Raw genomic sequence first — 15989 nt, forward strand, 5'->3', positions numbered from 1 at the left:
AGGAGCACGTTCGATGGAACAGCGCCGGTCATCGCAGACCTTCAAACGCAAGGAACTGGTCGGCAAGCTCAATCCTGTTGGCGTGCGCGCCTTCAAGGCTGCAGCAGACACCGCCAAACTGCGCGGCAATCCTTACGTCGAACTCGTCCACTTCATCGAGCAACTGGTGCTTTCCGACCGCTCGGATATGCAAATGATAATCGCCGATGCGGGGGTGGATGCGAGCCGGCTTACAGCCGATATGACCCGCGCGGTGGATAAGCTGCCTTATGGCGCAACGTCGATCGAGGAATTTTCCGACCATATCTTCCACGCCATCCAGGAAGCCTGGAACCTTGCAACGCTTGAGTTCGGCGTCGAGGAAGTCCGCAGCGCACATATTCTTCTTGCTTGCCTGAAGACGCCGGTGCTGGAAGGCCTTCTGTCGAAGATCAGCGGCGAGTTCGACAAGATCGACGTCGACGCGGTCATCGCGCGGTTTGCCGATGTGATGGAGGGCTCACTCGAAGCCGGCGCCTCGACTGCGGTCTCCGCCGCGGAGGCACCGCGGCGGGCTTCGGGCGGGGATTCGGCGCTGGCGAAATACGCCACCGACCTGACCCAGCGCGCCCGCGACGGCAAGATCGATCCGGTCGTCGGCCGCGATCCGGAGATCAGGCAGATCGTCGATATCCTGATGCGACGGCGGCAAAACAACCCGATCCTGACTGGCGAGGCTGGAGTCGGCAAGACCGCGGTCGTCGAAGGTTTTGCCTTGCGCATCGCCCAGGATGATGTGCCGCCCACGCTGCAAGGAGTCAGTGTGCGCATGCTTGATGTCGGATTGATGCAGGCGGGGGCAAGCGTAAAGGGTGAGTTCGAAAAACGGCTGAAAGCTGTCATTGATGAGGTGCAGTCGTCCGAGACGCCGGTCATCCTCTTCATCGATGAGGCCCACACCTTGATCGGCGCCGGCGGCGCTGCTGGAACCGGCGACGCGGCCAATCTGCTGAAACCCGCGCTGGCGCGCGGTGAACTTCGCACGATCGCGGCAACGACCTGGGCCGAATACAAGCAGCACATCGAGAAAGATCCGGCGCTGACCCGCCGCTTCCAGGTGGTGAAGATCGACGAGCCGTCGGAGGCGGTGGCCGTTCTCATGTTGCGCGGTGTCGCCGGCGTCCTGGAGCAGCACCATAGGGTGCAGATACTCGACGAGGCGATCGAGGCGGCGGTCGGCCTGTCGCATCGCTACATCCCGGCGCGGCAACTGCCTGACAAGGCGGTGAGCCTTCTCGACACCGCTTGCGCCCGTGTCGCCATATCGCAGCACGCCACGCCGGCGGAGGTCGAGGATATCATGCGCCGCCGCCAGGCGCTGGAGGTCGAGCGCGGCATCATCGGTCGCGAAGCCGCGATTGGCATCGAGGTGACCGAGCGGCAGTCTCGGGTCGAGACCGGACTATCCGAAAGCGAGGCCATGCTGGCCGCCGCGCAGCAACGTTGGGATCGGGAAAAGGCGCTCGTTGCCGAGATACTCGAATTGCGCGCCAAGCTGCGAGGCGAAGGTGTGCCGCTCGATGCGGTGGAGACGCCGGAGACCAATGCCGAAACAGCAAGTACGGACGCAGTTGAGACTGAGCTGCCCAAGACCGAAACGCCCAAGACCAAAACGCCCAGAACCAAAACAGCCAAGACCGAAATGGAGGCACCGGCTGCTGCCGATGCCCCTTCATCCGATCCGGCAGTCGTTCTCGCCAGGCTGCGCGAACTGATGGCCGAACTGGCCGAGGCGCAAGGTGAAACGCCGCTGATCTTGCCGTCAGTCGACCGCAACGCCGTGGCGGCGGTCGTTCAGGACTGGACGGGAATCCCGACGGGGCGGATGCTGTCGAGCCAGACCGAAAAGGCGCTGCGGCTAGCCGCGACCCTGTCCGAACGCGTGGTAGGCCAGGATCACGCCATGGAGATGATCGCCAAGCGTGTGCAGACCAGCCGCGCCGGGTTAGGTGCGCCGGAAAAGCCAGTGGGCGTATTCCTGCTCTGCGGCCCCTCGGGTGTCGGCAAGACCGAAACTGCCTTGGCCTTAGCCGAAACCCTCTACGGCGGCGAGCAGAACCTGATCTCGATCAACATGTCCGAGTTCCAGGAGGCACATACGGTCTCTACCTTGAAGGGCGCTCCGCCCGGATATGTCGGCTACGGCAAGGGCGGAATCCTGACCGAGGCAGTCCGCCGCAAACCCTATTCGGTGATCCTGCTCGACGAGGTCGAGAAGGCGCATCCGGACGTGCACGAAATCTTCTTCCAGGTTTTCGACAAGGGGATGATGGACGACAGCGAGGGCCGGCGGATCGATTTCAAGAACACGCTGATCCTGCTCACCTCGAATGTTGGCTCCGAAGTCATCATGGATCGAACCAGGAATGGCACGATACGGGCAGGGCTCGACGATCTGGACACCGCCTTGCGCAGCCCGTTGCTGAAGGTCTTCCCCGCGGCCTTTCTCGGCCGGGTGGTGACCATTCCTTACTATCCGCTCTCGGATTCGATGATCGAAGCGATCACCCGTCACCAGTTTGCCAAGATCGCTCGCCGGCTGCGTGTAAGCAACGATGCCGAATTGGTAATCGGCGACGGTGTCATGGATCTGGTCAAGGCTCGCTGCACCGAGATCGAATCCGGCGGGCGGATGATCGACGCCATTTTGACCAACACGCTTCTGCCGGAATTGAGCCGCGGCGTGCTGAACCGCTCGCTCGGGGGCGAAAAGATGACGAAGGTGACCGTCGGCGCCTCCAGGGAGGGCTTCACCTATTCCTTCGAGTAGCTTCAGGCGGCGGCAACGACGTGAGATGGGATGGTTTGATCCAAACTGATACGCGAACCGAACCGGCATTGTGCCGGAGTTTACGAGACGGGTCGCGAGTTGGCTGTCGCGCTACCTGACCGTCATGCCGATTTGTCATCCGGGTGGCCGAGTTCGCAGAACCAGCCTCCCAGATACTTCACCGATGGCTTTGTCGGATCGAGAACGGGTGTTTTCGCCTCGACGGCAGCGCGGAATGGCTCGGCACTGTCTTGCGGGATGAACCCCAGATGGTTGGCGCCACTGTTGTCGACCATCTTCAGCTTGTTGTCGGATATGCCAAAAGAGATCGTATGCCCGACGCGCGGCGCCGTCAGTGCTGCCTCGACTAGGCGCACGCAGTCGGCGAAGGAAAGATACGACCACAGCATGCGTCGGTCGGCCGGTTCGGGGAAGGACGAGAAGATGCGCAGGCAAGCCGTCTCAATGCCGAACTTGTCCCAGTAGAGCCGGCTCAGGCTTTCGACGAAATTCTTCGAGACGCCGTAGAGGCTGTCGGGGCGCACCGGCGCGTCGACGCCGATATGGGCTTCCACCTCATGGTAGCCGATGGCATGCACCGAGGAAGCATAGATGACCCGCTTCACGCCGTGTTTCCGGGCTCCTTCGTAGATGTGATACGAGCCACGGATGCTGGAATCCAGGATCGTTTGCCATTCGCATTCAAGCGGCGCGCCGCCGAAATGCACGATCGCGTCGCAGTCCTTGGTGGCCGCGATGGTCGCTTCCATGTCAGCGAGGTCGAAGACCGCCTCTTCCTCGTGGGGAGCAAGATCACCGAACGGTTCGCGACCCGCCAGGCGGATCGTTCTTGCCAGCGGCACCAGCCCCTTTCGCAGTTCCGAGCCGAGCCGGCCGGCTGCGCCGGTGATCAGGATGCGTTCGTAATGGGGCATGATCTACTCCACTTGCGCGACGGCGGCATTGATCCGCGCGATCGCCTCGGCAAGCACCTCCTCGCTGGTGGCGGTGGAGATGCGGAAATAGGGTGAAAGTCCGTAAGCAGCACCCGGCACCGAGGCCACGCGGCCTTCGTTCAGGAGATAGGCCGCCACTGCCGTATCGTCCTCCAGCACGACGCCTTTGGGTGTCTTGCGGCCGATCAGGCTGGCGCAGCCGATATAGGCATAGAAGGCGCCTTCCGGCGGCGGAAGCGTCAGGCCGTTGATGCGTCTTATGCCATCGACCACCAAATTCCTGCGCGCCTCGAATGCATTGCGGAAACGAGCCACCTCGTCCTGCGGGCCGTTCAGCGCGGCGACCGTCGCCGCCTGGGCAATCGAGCAGACCGAGGTGACCGACTGGCTCTGGATGGTCGACATCGCCTTGACCAGTGGCGCCGGGCCAGCGGCATAACCGACACGCCAGCCGGTCATCGCGTAGGCCTTGGCCACGCCGTTGACGATGAGGCTGCGGTCCCGAAGGTCCGGGCAGGCCTTGCCGAAGGATATGAATTCGCGACCGTCGAAGATGATGTGCTCATAGATCTCGTCCGACAGGATGAGCACCTGCGGATGCCTGGCAAGGACAGCACCCAGCGCCTTGAGGTCGTCGGCCGAGTAGACCGCGCCGGACGGATTGCCGGGCATGTTCAGGAAGAGCCATTTGGTCCTCGGTGTAATCGCCTTCTCCAGGAGTTCGGGCGTCAGCCTGAAGCCACCGCTTTCCCTGCATTCGACCGTGACCGGCGTGCCGCCAAGCAGCTTCACCATCTCGGGATAGGACACGAAATAGGGTGCGGGCAGGATGGCCTCGTCGCCGGGTTCCAGCGTCGCCATCAGCGCGTTGAAAATGATCTGCTTGGCGCCGTTGGCCACGACAATGTCGTCGGCCGTGTAGTTCAGCCCGTTTTCGCGCCTGAACTTCCCGGCCACGGCCTCGCGCACTTCCGGCGAGCCGGCCGCGGCGGTGTAGAGGGTCTGGCCCGCCTTGGCGGCCGCGTGCGCCGCTTCGATGATGTGGGCAGGCGTCGGAAAATCAGGTTCGCCAAGGCCAAGGTCGATGACGTCGACGCCTTTGGCCCTCAGCGCCTTGGCGGCCTGGGAGGCCGCCATCGAAGCCGACGGCTTGACCACGGACAGGCGCGAGGAAATGTAGCTCATCGGCTTTTCTCCGAAATATAGCCCCTGGACACGTCCTGTGCCCGCGCCTCCGTACTGCGCCTGGCGGGATCGCCATAGCCGCCACCGCCGGGAAGTTCCAGAACCAGCCGACGCCCTTCTGGAACGTGCTGCCAGCCCTTGGGGCGCATCAGCGTGCCATCGTCGAGCCTGACGATGCCGGCGATCCCGTCCTTGCCGCCATCGCGGCCCTTGGCCGGATGTTTGACCCGGTCGAACATTGCGGAGAAATCGAACTCGTGGCCTTCGGTGGCGGCGATTTCGAGGATCTGGCCGAGGCCGCCGCGAAATTCGCCGTCGCCGCCGGAATCGGGGCGCAGTTCCTTGCGCCAGATGACGATCGGCCCGGTATGCTCGGTCGCTTCGATCGGCATCGTATGGACACCGGACGGAAAGGCGGTGGCGGAAAGCCCGTCCAGCGTCGGGCGCGCGCCCATGCCGCCTGAATTGAACATCAGCACCTCGGCGCGGCGCCCATCGCCGCCGGCGACCGGCCTGACCGAGATGTGGATGTTCCACAGTGCCGCCGCGCCTTCGGCCAGGATCTGGCCCGGCAGCGCCTTGGCCAGCGCGCCCAGCACCAAATCGGGCACCATGTGGCCGATGACGTGCCGCAGCGATACCGGCGCCGGTCGCGCGGCGTTCAGGATGTTGGTTGGTGACGATATGGTGAACAGAGCAAGCGACGCCGCATTGTTCGGGATCTCCGGCGCCACCACGCATTTCAGGGCGTAGCAGGCATAGGCCTTGCTGTAGATGATCGGCACGTTGATGCCCCAGCGGCTCATCGGATCGGTGCCGGAGAAATCGACATTCAGATGGTCGTCGCAAATCGTGACGGCGGCGGCCAGCTTGACCGGCGTATCGTAGCCGTCGGTCACCAGTTCGTTCGACCAGGTGCCTTTCGGCAGCGCCTTGATGCGCTCCAGCGTCGCGTCATGCGTGCGCGTGAAGATGAACTCTCCCAGCCTGTCCAGCGATGCCAGGCCGATCTCCTTCATCATGTCGACCAGGCGGCGGTGGCCGACCTCGTTGCAGGCGGCCAGCGAATAGAAGTCGCCGACAACCTGGTTCGGCTCGCGCACATTGGCGCGCAGGATCTTCACCAGATCGAGGTTCACCTTGCCGCGCTCGGCGAACTTCATGATCGGGATCTGGATGCCTTCCTCGTAGACCGACTTGCCGTCGGCGCCGAAGCCGCGTCCGCCGACATCGACCACATGGGCGGTACAGGCAAAGAACGCCACCAGCTCGCCATTCAGAAACGACGGCGAGACCATGGTGATGTCGTGCAGGTGGCCGGTGCCTTTCCAGGGATCATTGGTGACATAGGTGTCGCCTTCATACATCTCCTCGCGCGGGATCTCGTTCATGAACTGCAGCACGGCCTCGGCCATGGTGTTCACATGCCCGGGCGTGCCGGTCACGGCCTGCGCCAGCATCTCGCCGCGCGGATTGAACACGCCGGCCGACAGGTCGCCCGATTCACGCACCGATGTGGAGAAGGCCGTGCGCAACAGGGTCAGCGCCTGCTCCTCGACCACCGAGATCAGGCGATTCCACATCACCTGCATGCGGATTTCCAAGATGTCGCTCATGCCTGGACCCCTTTGCGGGTCAGGAGGATCGAACCGTCGCTCTGCAGCACGGCATCGAAGAGAGTGGTGACGACCGTCGACGTCTCACGCTCGACGATCACCGCCGGGCCGCTGATGCGATCCCCCGGCGAGAGGTCGGCGCGTTCGATGATAGCCGAAATCTGCACCGTTCCGGTCGTCGGGTCGAAAACTCCGCGCGTCTGCGAAGCAGCAACGGTTCGTGTCCCCATGGTGATAGCGTGCCTGGCGGGAGCCGGTCGCACGTCCTGCGCCTTGACCGACCAGGTGACGATTTCGATTTCCAACCCGTCGAGGCCATCGATGGCACGGCCGAAGAAGCGCGCGTAATTGTCCCGGAAGGCGTCCTTGACGCCGACCTCATCGCCGGGTTTGAACGCCCTGTCGGGCAGCGGCACCGGGATTTCCCAACCCTGGCCGGCATAGCGCATGAAGGCGGTGATTTCGCGGATGATGGCACCGTCGGTGCCGGCCCGCACGAAGCTCTCGGCGGTCGTCTTCAGCCCGTCGAGCAGCGCATTCACCTCGCTTGCATCGAAGCGAGACAGCCGCATCAGCTTGGAAGCCAGCGCCTCATAGCCGAACGGCGCCTTGAGGAAGCCGATGGCCGAGCCGACGCCGGCACCTTGCGGAACAAGGCACTGTTCGACGCCAAGCTTTTCGCACAGCCGCGCCGCATGCAGGGGCGCGGCGCCGCCGAAGGCGATCATCACATTGTCGGAGATGTTCTTGCCGTTTTCCACCGCATGGACGCGGGCGGCATTGGCCATGTTCTCGTCGACGACCTCGCAGATGCCGAAGGCGGCCGAGACGGAATCGAGCGAAAGCCGGGTGCCGACATCGCGGGTGATCGCCTGCTCGGATGCCGGCGTGTCGAGCCTGATGGCGCCGCCGGCGAAATTGTCGGGATCAAGCTTACCCAGCACCAGATCGGCATCGGTGATGGCCGGGCGGCTGCCGCCGCGCCCGTAGCAGGCGGGGCCGGGTTCGGATCCGGCACTTTCCGGGCCAGTCTGGATGCGCCCCATGGCGTCGACCCAGGCGATCGAGCCGCCACCGGCGCCGATCTCGATCATCTCGATGACAGGGATTGAGATCGGCATGCCGGAGCCCTTGCAGAAACGATAGGTGCGGGCGACCTCGAAGGTCCGCGCCGTGCGTGGCGAATGATCCTCGATCAGGCAGATCTTCGCGGTCGTTCCGCCCATGTCATAGGAGACGACGGACGCCAGGTCGAAGCGCCGCGCCACGTCGGCCGCGAAGATCGCGCCGCCGGCCGGACCGGACTCGACCAGGCGCACCGGAAATTCGGACGCGGTTTCCACCGAGATCAGGCCGCCGCCCGAGTGGATCATGAACACCGGGCAGTTCGCCCCCATCTCCTTCAGCCGCACCTGGAGGCGCACCAGATAGTCCGCCATCTGCGGCCGGACATAGGCATTGGCGCAAACCGTGTTGAAGCGTTCGAACTCGCGCATCTGCGGCGAGACCTCGGCGCTTATGGAGATCGGTATGTCCAGCTTTCTGGCCAGGATCTCGCGCGCCCGCCGTTCATGCACCGGGTCCATGTAGGAGTGGATGAAGCCGATGGCGACGGCGCCGAAGCCGCCTGCAGCGATGCTGTCGGCGATCTCGTCGAGCGCGGCTTCGTCCAGCGGCTGCAATTCCTGGCCATCCGCGCCGATGCGCCCCTTGACCGTATAGCGATGCTCGCGCGGGATCAGCGGCGGCGGCAGTTTCAGGTTCAGATCATACTGTTCGAACCGGTTTTCCGTGCGCATCTCGATGACATCGCGAAACCCTTCGGTGGTGACCAGCGTCGTCTTGGCGCCGCGCCGTTCGATGAGCGCGTTGGTCGCCAGCGTGGTGCCGTGGATGACGATGTCGAGGTCCGCCAGCGTGATGCCGGCGTCGCGCACGACGATCTCGATGCCGTCGAGGATAGCCTGCTCAGGCGCGGCATAGTTGGTCAGGATCTTGGTCGAAAAGATCGTGCCGCGCACATCGACCACGATATCGGTGAATGTGCCGCCGATATCCGCGCCGAGACGGATGTCATTTGCCGTACTGGTCATGCGTTGGCCTTCTGCGAAGCGAGCGCTGCGTCGCGCATTTGGGAAAGGGTCTGACGCGGCGTGATCGCCTCCGGGGAAATATCCAGCTCCAGCACCGCGCCGGTCGCGGACGCCAGCGCCCTGCCGAAAGCACCGGCGAAATCCCCGGTCGCGCCGATCCGCTCGGCATGGAAGCCATAGGCCCGGGCGATGCCGACGAAATCCGGGTTCTCGATGTTGGTTCCCGATACGCGCGCCGGATAATGCCGCTCCTGATGCGCGCGGATGGTGCCGTAGATGCCATTGTTCAGGATGAGAACGATCGGCTGTGCCCCGGCCTGCATCGCCGTCCCCAACTCCTGGCAGTTCATCTGGAAATCGCCATCGCCGGCAAAACAGACCACCGTGCGGCCGGGAAAGGCCACCTTGGCCGCGATGGCCGCTGGCAGGCCGTAGCCCATGGCGCCGGATTGCGGCGCAAGCAGCCGTGCCTTCGGTCCGAACTTGAAGAACTTGTTTGGCCAGACGGTGAAATTACCGGCGCCGTTGGTCAGGATCACGTCGTCTGGCAGCGCCTCGCGCAGCCAGCGGCTGACTTCGGCCATGTCGACCGGACCCGGTTGGGCCGGCGCCTCGAACGTGCCCTCATAGCTTTCGCGCGCCTGCGACCGCCACGCGGCCCAGTCGCCCTTGACTGGCGAGAGCGCCTTGGCGAAGGCGTTCGGCCCGGCATGGATGCCAAGCGAGGGCACATAGATCTTGCCGATCTCGCGATCCGAACCGTGGACATGGATCAGCTTCTGCTTCGGCTCGGGCACGGACAGCAGCGTGTAGCCATCCGTGGTCATCTCGCCAAAGCGCACATTGATCGCCAGGATCACGTCGGCGTCGCGGATCAGCTTCTTGACATGCGGGACCATGCCGACACCCGCCTCGCCGACGAAGACCGGCGAGCCATTGTCGAACTGATCCTGAAAGCGGAACGCCGCGACCACCGGAATGTCGGAGGTTTCGGCGAAAGTCTGGAGCGCGGCACGCCCTTGCGCCGACCAGTTGGCGCCGCCGATCAGGAGGACCGGCCTGCGGGAGGCAGCCAGCATGGAGCGGGCCCCGGCCAGTGCATCGGCATCGGCGGCGGCCTCGAACACCTTGGCAGGCCCGCTGAGTGCCGCGACATCGGTCAGCGTCGTCAACATGTCCTCGGGCAGGGCGATCACCACCGGGCCGGGCCGCCCGGTGAGCGCCGTGGTCCACGCACGGGCAATGATTTCCGGCAGGCGCTCGACATCGTCGATCTCTACAGCCCATTTCGCCATCGTGCCGAACACGGCGCGGTAGTCGATCTCCTGAAACGCTTCGCGGCCGCGCATGTCGGTGCCGACCTGGCCGACGAACAGGATCATCGGCGAACTGTCCTGCATCGCCGTGTGCACCCCGATGGACGCATTGGCAACGCCCGGTCCGCGCGTCACGAAGCAGATGCCCGGGGAGCCCGTCAGCTTGCCATAGGCAGAGGCCATGAATGCCGCACCGCCTTCGTTGCGGCACAGCACGTAGTCCAGCTTTCCACGAGTGTCGTGCAGCGCGTCCAGCACGGCCAGGTAGCTTTCGCCCGGCACACCGAAACTCTTGGTCGCGCCGAGCGCGATCAGGCACTCGACAAGGAGGCGACCGCCATTGCGGATCATGCTGCGACATCCTTCATTCAGGCGGCAAGCGGACCGAGCCTGCCCTTCGGATTTATACGTGCACGCTGGCGGATCGAGACGAAACCAAGAAATGCCGTCTATTCGAAAGTTTTTCTTTACCGAGAGACGCGCACCAGGACGTCGGGGTTCATCGTGCCCAGCGGATCGAACGCACCCTTGAGCCGCGCCATGAGGTCTCGCTCCACCAAGCCGCGATTGCGGTCGGCCATCACAACCTTTGCCCGGCCAAGCCCATGCTCGGCTGCAAAGCTGCCGCCCATCTCCGTGACAAGAGATGACAGCGCCTCGGCGAACAGCTCGGCCTTGCCGTCGAAATCGGCTCGACCTTCCGGCGGAGACAAATTGTAGTGGATGTTTCCGTCGCCGAGGTGCCCGAACGGGTTTATCCGCACGCCGGGAAGAATGCCGCCGCAGATTTTCGCACTTGCCTCGACGAAACGGGCGATTGCACCTGGAGGCACGGAGATGTCGTGCTTGAGCTGCTCGCCTTCCAGCCTCTGTCCCTCCGGTTGCTCCTCGCGCAGCCGCCAGAATTGTGCGCGATGCGCACCCGTCGCCGCCAGCGCGCCGTCGCAGACCAGGCCCTGTTCCATGCCCCATTCCAGCGCCGAAGCCAGGATCTCGTCCAAGGGAACACGTAGCGATCCCGATGCCAGTTCGACCAGCAGATAGACGTCGCCCCGTGTCTCCAGTTGGTAGGCAAGGTCGGGCAAGTGCTTGAGCGCCAGCTGCAGGCCCAAATCGGAGAAGAACTCGAGGCCAGTCAGGAACTCCCCGGCCTCGCCGCGCAGGAAGGCGCCGAACGAAACGGCGGCGGCAAAGTCGGGCAGGACCAGAAGGGCGCTCGCCTGCTGCCGAGGCTTGGGGTACAGCCGCAGGATCGCGCGCGTCACGATCCCCAGCGTGCCTTCCGCGCCACAGAACAGCTTGCGTAGTTGATAGCCGGCATTGTCCTTCTGCACCGCGCGCAGTCCGTCCCAAACCCTGCCGTCAGGCGTCACGACTTCGAGACCCAGAACGAGATCTTGCATCATGCCATAGCGGAAAGCCTGGCTGCCGCCGGCATTGGTGCCAATCAGGCCGCCGATCCTGGCGCTGCCTTCCGCGCCGAGATGCATTGGAAACATCAGGCCATTTGGTTCAAGCTTCTCGTGCAGCGCGGCCAGCACGACGCCGGCTTCGACGGCGATCGATCCGCTGTCCAGATCCGGATTCCCGATCGCCGTCATGCGTGAAAGCGAAACGACCACCGCATTCGACTGCTGGGCGACGGCGGCACCGCAAAGCCCGGTGTTTCCACCTTGCGGGACGACTGCCAGTCCGGCCTCGCGACATAGCTTGACGACACTGGCAACCTGCGACGTATCCGCGGGCCTGGCAACGCCCAGAGGTGCGACGCCATAGCGATTGAGCCAATCGCGCTGGTAAGGCTCGGCATCTCTGCCCGAAAGCCAGCCTTTCGGCCCGAGAAGCTCGTGCAACGCGGTGGCGGGATCAATCATGGAGATGCCTGAGGGTATGCGGCGTGACGCATTCGGATCGTTGCTTCCAATCAATGACCCATCACCTGCGACAGGAATTCTCGGGTGCGCTCGTTGCGGGAAGAGGTGAAGAACTCATCCGGTGGCGCCTCTTCGAGGATCTCGCCTCCATCCATGAAAATCACCCGATCGGCGACCCGGCGCGCAAAGCCCATCTCATGGGTCACGCAGATCATCGTCATGCCCTCGGAGGCGAGCGTAACCATCACGTCGAGCACTTCGGAGACCATTTCCGGATCGAGCGCCGAGGTCGGCTCGTCGAACAGCATGATCTGCGGCTGCATGCAAAGAGCACGCGCAATCGCGACCCGTTGCTGCTGACCGCCGGACAATTGGCTGGGATATTTCATGGCCTGCTCGGGAATGCGCACCTTTTCCAGATAGCGCCGGGCGGTTGCCTCGGCTTGCGCTCGCGCCTGCTTGCGCACGATCATCGGGGAGAGCATGCAGTTCTCCAGCACCGTCATGTGCGGAAACAGGTTGAAGTGCTGGAACACCATGCCGACCTCGCGCCTGATCTCGTCGATGTTGCCGACATCGTCGTTGAGCTCGGTGCCGAGCACCTCGATGCGGCCGCCATTGTGCTGCTCGAGGCGGTTGATGCAGCGGATCATGGTCGACTTGCCGGAGCCTGAGGGGCCGCAGACGACGATTTTTTCGCCCCGCTCCACGGAAAGGCTCACTTTCCGCAACGCGTGGAATGTGCCGTAATACTTATCGAGGTTTTCGATGCGGAGCGCCGGCCCACCGGTCGAATTGGTTGAGATCACCTGTACGCCTCCTTACCGTTCGCTGACCGACATGCGGCGCTCGAGAAAGGCGCCATAGCGGGACAGGCTGAAGACGAAGATGAAGTAGATGAAGGCGATGAAGGCATAGACTTCGACATAGGCGAAGCGCCATTCACCGGTGCCATAGGCGGCATTGCCGGAAGCCAGGATCTCGAAGAAGCCGACGATGATCACCAGCGAGGTCTCCTTGAACGAGATGACGAACTGGTTGATCGTCGCGGGCATCGCGTTGCGCATGGCCTGGGGCAGGAGGATTCGACTGACGCGTTGCCAATAGCGCATGCCAAGCGCCATGGCAGCCTCCTCCTGTCCTGTCGCAACGCCCTGCATGCCGCCTCGCACGATCTCCGCCTGATAGGCGGAGAAGAACAAAGCGGAGCCGAGGATCACGCGGTAAAGCTTGTCGCCCTGCAGCCATTGCGGCAGCGCGAACGGCAGAACCACGGCAAATGTGAAGAGGATCGATATCAGCGGAAGCGACCGGACCCCGTCGATGATGAGGCCGGTGGTGCGGGAAATCCAGGGTAGCTCCGACCGGCGCAGCAAGGCCAGGCAGATGGCCAGCGGGAAGCCGATCAGGCAGGTGGTGACGAAGATGAACAGGGTCAATGCCAGCCCGCCCCAGGCTTCCTCGCCGACATGGGCAAGACCAAGCACGCCGCCTTTCATCAACCACCACGGCGACGCAGGCCAGGGCCGAGCGCCATTGTTCTTCGTAGGGATAGAGGCCGAAGAAGATGATCCGCCATCTCGCTGCGATGACCGACCAGCAGGCTCCCGCTGCCGCTTGGCAGGCTTCCGGCCCGCCACTTGTGGTGAAGACAGCCGAGAAAACCGCCCAATTCAAGAGCTTCCAGACCAGGAAGACCATGATCGTCAGGCAAGCCAGCGACAACACGGCCTGAAGCGGCGTTGCGAAGAAGCGTCGCTTCAGATCCTCGAGCCTGCCGGGAGCGGGTGGAGCGACAAGGACCATCTCCATCTCTCAGCCTCTCAGTTGATTGCCCTTGAGGGCAATTGCCTTGTTGATGCGATTGAAGACGGCGGCAAGGCTGAGATTGATGGCGAGGAAGCCTGCCATCAGGATGCCGATCGCTTCGAGGGTTTGCCCGGAATGGTTGATCGTCAGCGCCACAATCATGAAGAAGTCGGTGAAGCCCACCGCGATGCCCATCGTCGTCGCCTTCATCAGCCAGACATACTGGTTGGCAAGGATCGGCAGCATGGCGCGCAGCGCCAGCGGCAGCCGTACCAGCGTGAACACCCGCCAGGGACTGAGGCCCAGGGAAAGCGCTGCCTCGACCTGGCCGATGCCGACAGATTTGAAGCCTCCGCGTACGATCTCCGCGATGTAGGAGCCGCCATAGATCGCGATGGCGATGGCGAGGGTGGCGAACTCGGGTGGAATGCGCAGGCCGCCTCTCAGATTGAGGCCTTGCAGGGCAGGGAAGTCCAGCAGCGGCGTATCCGGCAGACGTCCGACGGTCAGAATGATGGCCGCGCAAACCAGCGCAGCCGCGGCGGCGGCGAACTGGATGGCGCGCCGCTCGCCGATCGGCTGGGCAAGGCGCGACGTCCTGCCCAGCCAGGCCGGCAGCACGATTGCCGCGATGACAGCCACCGTGGCTGCGGCAAACGCCGCAGTGCTGACGTTCGGGAATGGAATGTAGAGCCCCCGGCTGGTGAGCAGGAAGCCCCAGGCTTCGTGCGCGCTGCGCGGCGTCGGCAGGTGCGTGATGATCGCGTACCAGAAGAAGACCTGGAGGATCAGCGGGATGTTTCGGAAGATGTCCACATAGGTGCGGCCGAGCAGCCGCGCCAAATCGTTCGAAGACGTCCGCGCCAGACCGACGATCGTTCCGACGATCGTCGCCAGTATCAGGCCGACGCTGCCCAGAAACAGCGTGTTGATGATGCCGATGAGGAAGTACCACCAATAGGGATCATTGGCCGTGGCGGGCAGCAGCGAGAAATTCACGTCCCAGCCCGTCGACTTGAACAGAAAGTCGAATCCGGAGGTGATCCCCTGGTCAGCTAGGTTGCGGCGGGCGATTACGATACCGGCAAGCACCATCGCGGCGATCGAGCCGACATACAGGACCTGCAACGATGCGTTGCGGACCTTTTGATTTCTCAGCAGGCTGACCATCCAAAGATCCTTGCCGAATTGTCGCCGGCCCCGCCCGGCAGGTGCCGGGCGGGGCCTAAAGCGGGATGCGTTAAGAGCGGATCAGTCGATCACCAGCGGGAACAGGACACCGCCATTGTTCCAAAGGTTGGTCAGTTCGCGGTCCATCTTGTAGGGCGAGTCCTTGCCGAGGTCGCGCTCGAAGATTTCGCCGTAATTGCCGACGTTCTTGATCACCTTGTAGGCCCAGTCGTCATCGAGACCGAGACCTTTGCCCATGCCTGGCGTGACGCCGAGGAACTTGGCGACTTGCGGCGACGTTGGCTTGGCCTTGATCTCGTCGACGTTCTTGGAGGTGATGCCTTCCTGTTCGGCGAAGATCAGGGTGCTCAGCGTCCAGTTGGCGATGTCGACCCAATTGTCGTCGCCTTGCCGCATGATCATGACTTCAGGCTCGACGGCGAGCACGTCGGGCAGGATGACATGGTCGTCGACCTTACTCTTGGCGATGCGCGCAATGGCCAGTGTCGGACCCCACTGCGCATAGAGATCGCAGCGTCCCGAGAAATAGGCCTGCTCGAGCTCCTCGGTCTTTTCGATGAGCACGGGCTCGAGCTTGATGCCAAGCTTGGCCGTATAGGCCGCGACCTGCTGTTCCTGCGACGTGCCGGCGGGAATGCAGATCGTGCCGCCAGCGGCATCCTTGAGCGACTTGAGGTTGAGTTCCTTGTGCGCCATCACCTTGGTGGTTCCTAGGTAATAGGACATGGAAAATTGCAGCCCGAGCTCGGTGTCTCGGCTGAGCGTGCCGCCCGATGCCTTGATGATGATGTCGACATCGCCCGACTGCAGGGACGGCCAGCGCTGCGCCCAGCTGATCGGAACGATCTTCAGCTTTGCCGGATCGCCGAGCACGGCCGTGGCCACCGCCCGGCAGAGATCGATGTCCATGCCCTTCCAGTTGCCCTTGTCGTCGACTTCGGCGAAGCCGAGATAGGATCCGTCATGGCCGGTGCAATTGAGCACGCCGCGCGCCTTGACGGTCTCCAGCGTCTTGCCGCCGGCGGCTTCTGCCGGCGCCGCAAAATGCACAAGTCCAAGGGCCATGGCTGCGGCCCCCCATTTCATCGTTTTCATGTTCCGTCTCCACTGTTGAGGTTGTTTGGTTTCTTGTTGTTGGAG

General features: G+C 63.4%; 12 protein-coding genes. 2 read left to right on the plus strand and 10 right to left on the minus strand.

Annotation, left to right across the window (positions count from 1 at the left end; translation table 11 throughout):
* Positions 1-13 precede the first annotated feature (13 nt).
* On the plus strand, positions 14-2809 hold the full coding sequence (tssH, locus tag ACFOJ9_RS07585; protein ID WP_378978161.1) for a type VI secretion system ATPase TssH: 2796 nt from the start codon (positions 14-16) through the stop codon (positions 2807-2809).
* 122 nt (positions 2810-2931) lie between these two features.
* On the opposite strand, the gene ACFOJ9_RS07590 is transcribed toward tssH, so the two are convergent.
* The 8 genes from ACFOJ9_RS07590 to ACFOJ9_RS07625 all read right to left on the minus strand — a co-directional run bounded on the left by ACFOJ9_RS07590 (position 2932) and on the right by ACFOJ9_RS07625 (position 13336).
* Positions 2932-3744, minus strand: coding sequence for an NAD-dependent epimerase/dehydratase family protein (locus tag ACFOJ9_RS07590; protein ID WP_378978163.1), 813 nt, complete (start codon positions 3742-3744; stop codon positions 2932-2934).
* Between the two features lie 3 nt (positions 3745-3747).
* Positions 3748-4950: a pyridoxal phosphate-dependent aminotransferase gene (locus ACFOJ9_RS07595; RefSeq protein WP_378978165.1), complete on the minus strand. Its 1203-nt coding sequence runs from the start codon at positions 4948-4950 to the stop codon at positions 3748-3750.
* Positions 4947-6566 (minus strand): hydantoinase B/oxoprolinase family protein, encoded by a 1620-nt coding sequence (locus ACFOJ9_RS07600; RefSeq protein WP_378978167.1) that lies wholly within the window; start codon positions 6564-6566, stop codon positions 4947-4949. The genes ACFOJ9_RS07595 and ACFOJ9_RS07600 overlap by 4 nt, the downstream gene beginning before the upstream one ends.
* Positions 6563-8659, minus strand: coding sequence for a hydantoinase/oxoprolinase family protein (locus ACFOJ9_RS07605; RefSeq protein ID WP_378978169.1), 2097 nt, complete (start codon positions 8657-8659; stop codon positions 6563-6565). The genes ACFOJ9_RS07600 and ACFOJ9_RS07605 overlap by 4 nt, the downstream gene beginning before the upstream one ends.
* A complete protein-coding gene (locus tag ACFOJ9_RS07610; protein ID WP_378978171.1) occupies positions 8656-10326 on the minus strand; it encodes a thiamine pyrophosphate-binding protein in 1671 nt (556 codons plus the stop codon). The genes ACFOJ9_RS07605 and ACFOJ9_RS07610 overlap by 4 nt, the downstream gene beginning before the upstream one ends.
* Before the next feature lie 116 nt (positions 10327-10442).
* The gene (locus tag ACFOJ9_RS07615) at positions 10443-11849 is read right to left on the minus strand and encodes an FAD-binding oxidoreductase (protein ID WP_378978173.1); all 1407 of its coding nucleotides are present in this window, start codon (positions 11847-11849) and stop codon (positions 10443-10445) included.
* 50 nt (positions 11850-11899) lie between these two features.
* The gene (locus ACFOJ9_RS07620; protein ID WP_378978175.1) at positions 11900-12658 is read right to left on the minus strand and encodes an amino acid ABC transporter ATP-binding protein; all 759 of its coding nucleotides are present in this window, start codon (positions 12656-12658) and stop codon (positions 11900-11902) included.
* A 12-nt stretch (positions 12659-12670) separates the two neighbouring features.
* Entirely contained in the window at positions 12671-13336 is a 666-nt protein-coding gene (locus ACFOJ9_RS07625; protein ID WP_378978177.1) for an amino acid ABC transporter permease, read from the minus strand.
* An 80-nt stretch (positions 13337-13416) separates the two neighbouring features.
* Between ACFOJ9_RS07625 and ACFOJ9_RS07630 the strand changes: the two genes are divergently transcribed.
* Positions 13417-13584, plus strand: a complete 168-nt coding sequence (locus tag ACFOJ9_RS07630) for a hypothetical protein (RefSeq protein WP_378978179.1) — start codon at positions 13417-13419, stop codon at positions 13582-13584.
* An 80-nt stretch (positions 13585-13664) separates the two neighbouring features.
* Here ACFOJ9_RS07630 and ACFOJ9_RS07635 read toward each other — a convergent pair whose 3' ends face one another.
* Both ACFOJ9_RS07635 and ACFOJ9_RS07640 read right to left on the minus strand, forming a co-directional pair.
* On the minus strand, positions 13665-14828 hold the full coding sequence (locus ACFOJ9_RS07635; protein ID WP_378978181.1) for an ABC transporter permease subunit: 1164 nt from the start codon (positions 14826-14828) through the stop codon (positions 13665-13667).
* Positions 14829-14909: 81 nt separating this feature from the next.
* The gene (locus ACFOJ9_RS07640; protein WP_378978183.1) at positions 14910-15944 is read right to left on the minus strand and encodes an amino acid ABC transporter substrate-binding protein; all 1035 of its coding nucleotides are present in this window, start codon (positions 15942-15944) and stop codon (positions 14910-14912) included.
* Positions 15945-15989 lie beyond the last annotated feature (45 nt).

Origin of the sequence: Mesorhizobium cantuariense (genome assembly GCF_042647205.1) — a bacterium.
Classification (GTDB): domain Bacteria; phylum Pseudomonadota; class Alphaproteobacteria; order Rhizobiales; family Rhizobiaceae; genus Mesorhizobium; species Mesorhizobium cantuariense.

Bases quoted from the DNA above. Each gene is read 5' to 3' on its own strand.
- tssH (WP_378978161.1), top strand. From the start codon at position 14: ATGGAACAGCGCCGGTCATCGCAGACCTTCAAACGCAAGGAACTGGTC.
- ACFOJ9_RS07590 (WP_378978163.1), bottom strand. From the start codon at position 3,744: ATGCCCCATTACGAACGCATCCTGATCACCGGCGCAGCCGGCCGGCTC.
- ACFOJ9_RS07595 (WP_378978165.1), bottom strand. From the start codon at position 4,950: ATGAGCTACATTTCCTCGCGCCTGTCCGTGGTCAAGCCGTCGGCTTCG.
- ACFOJ9_RS07600 (WP_378978167.1), bottom strand. From the start codon at position 6,566: ATGAGCGACATCTTGGAAATCCGCATGCAGGTGATGTGGAATCGCCTG.
- ACFOJ9_RS07605 (WP_378978169.1), bottom strand. From the start codon at position 8,659: ATGACCAGTACGGCAAATGACATCCGTCTCGGCGCGGATATCGGCGGC.
- ACFOJ9_RS07610 (WP_378978171.1), bottom strand. From the start codon at position 10,326: ATGATCCGCAATGGCGGTCGCCTCCTTGTCGAGTGCCTGATCGCGCTC.
- ACFOJ9_RS07615 (WP_378978173.1), bottom strand. From the start codon at position 11,849: ATGATTGATCCCGCCACCGCGTTGCACGAGCTTCTCGGGCCGAAAGGC.
- ACFOJ9_RS07630 (WP_378978179.1), top strand. From the start codon at position 13,417: ATGATCCGCCATCTCGCTGCGATGACCGACCAGCAGGCTCCCGCTGCC.
- ACFOJ9_RS07635 (WP_378978181.1), bottom strand. From the start codon at position 14,828: ATGGTCAGCCTGCTGAGAAATCAAAAGGTCCGCAACGCATCGTTGCAG.
- ACFOJ9_RS07640 (WP_378978183.1), bottom strand. From the start codon at position 15,944: ATGAAAACGATGAAATGGGGGGCCGCAGCCATGGCCCTTGGACTTGTG.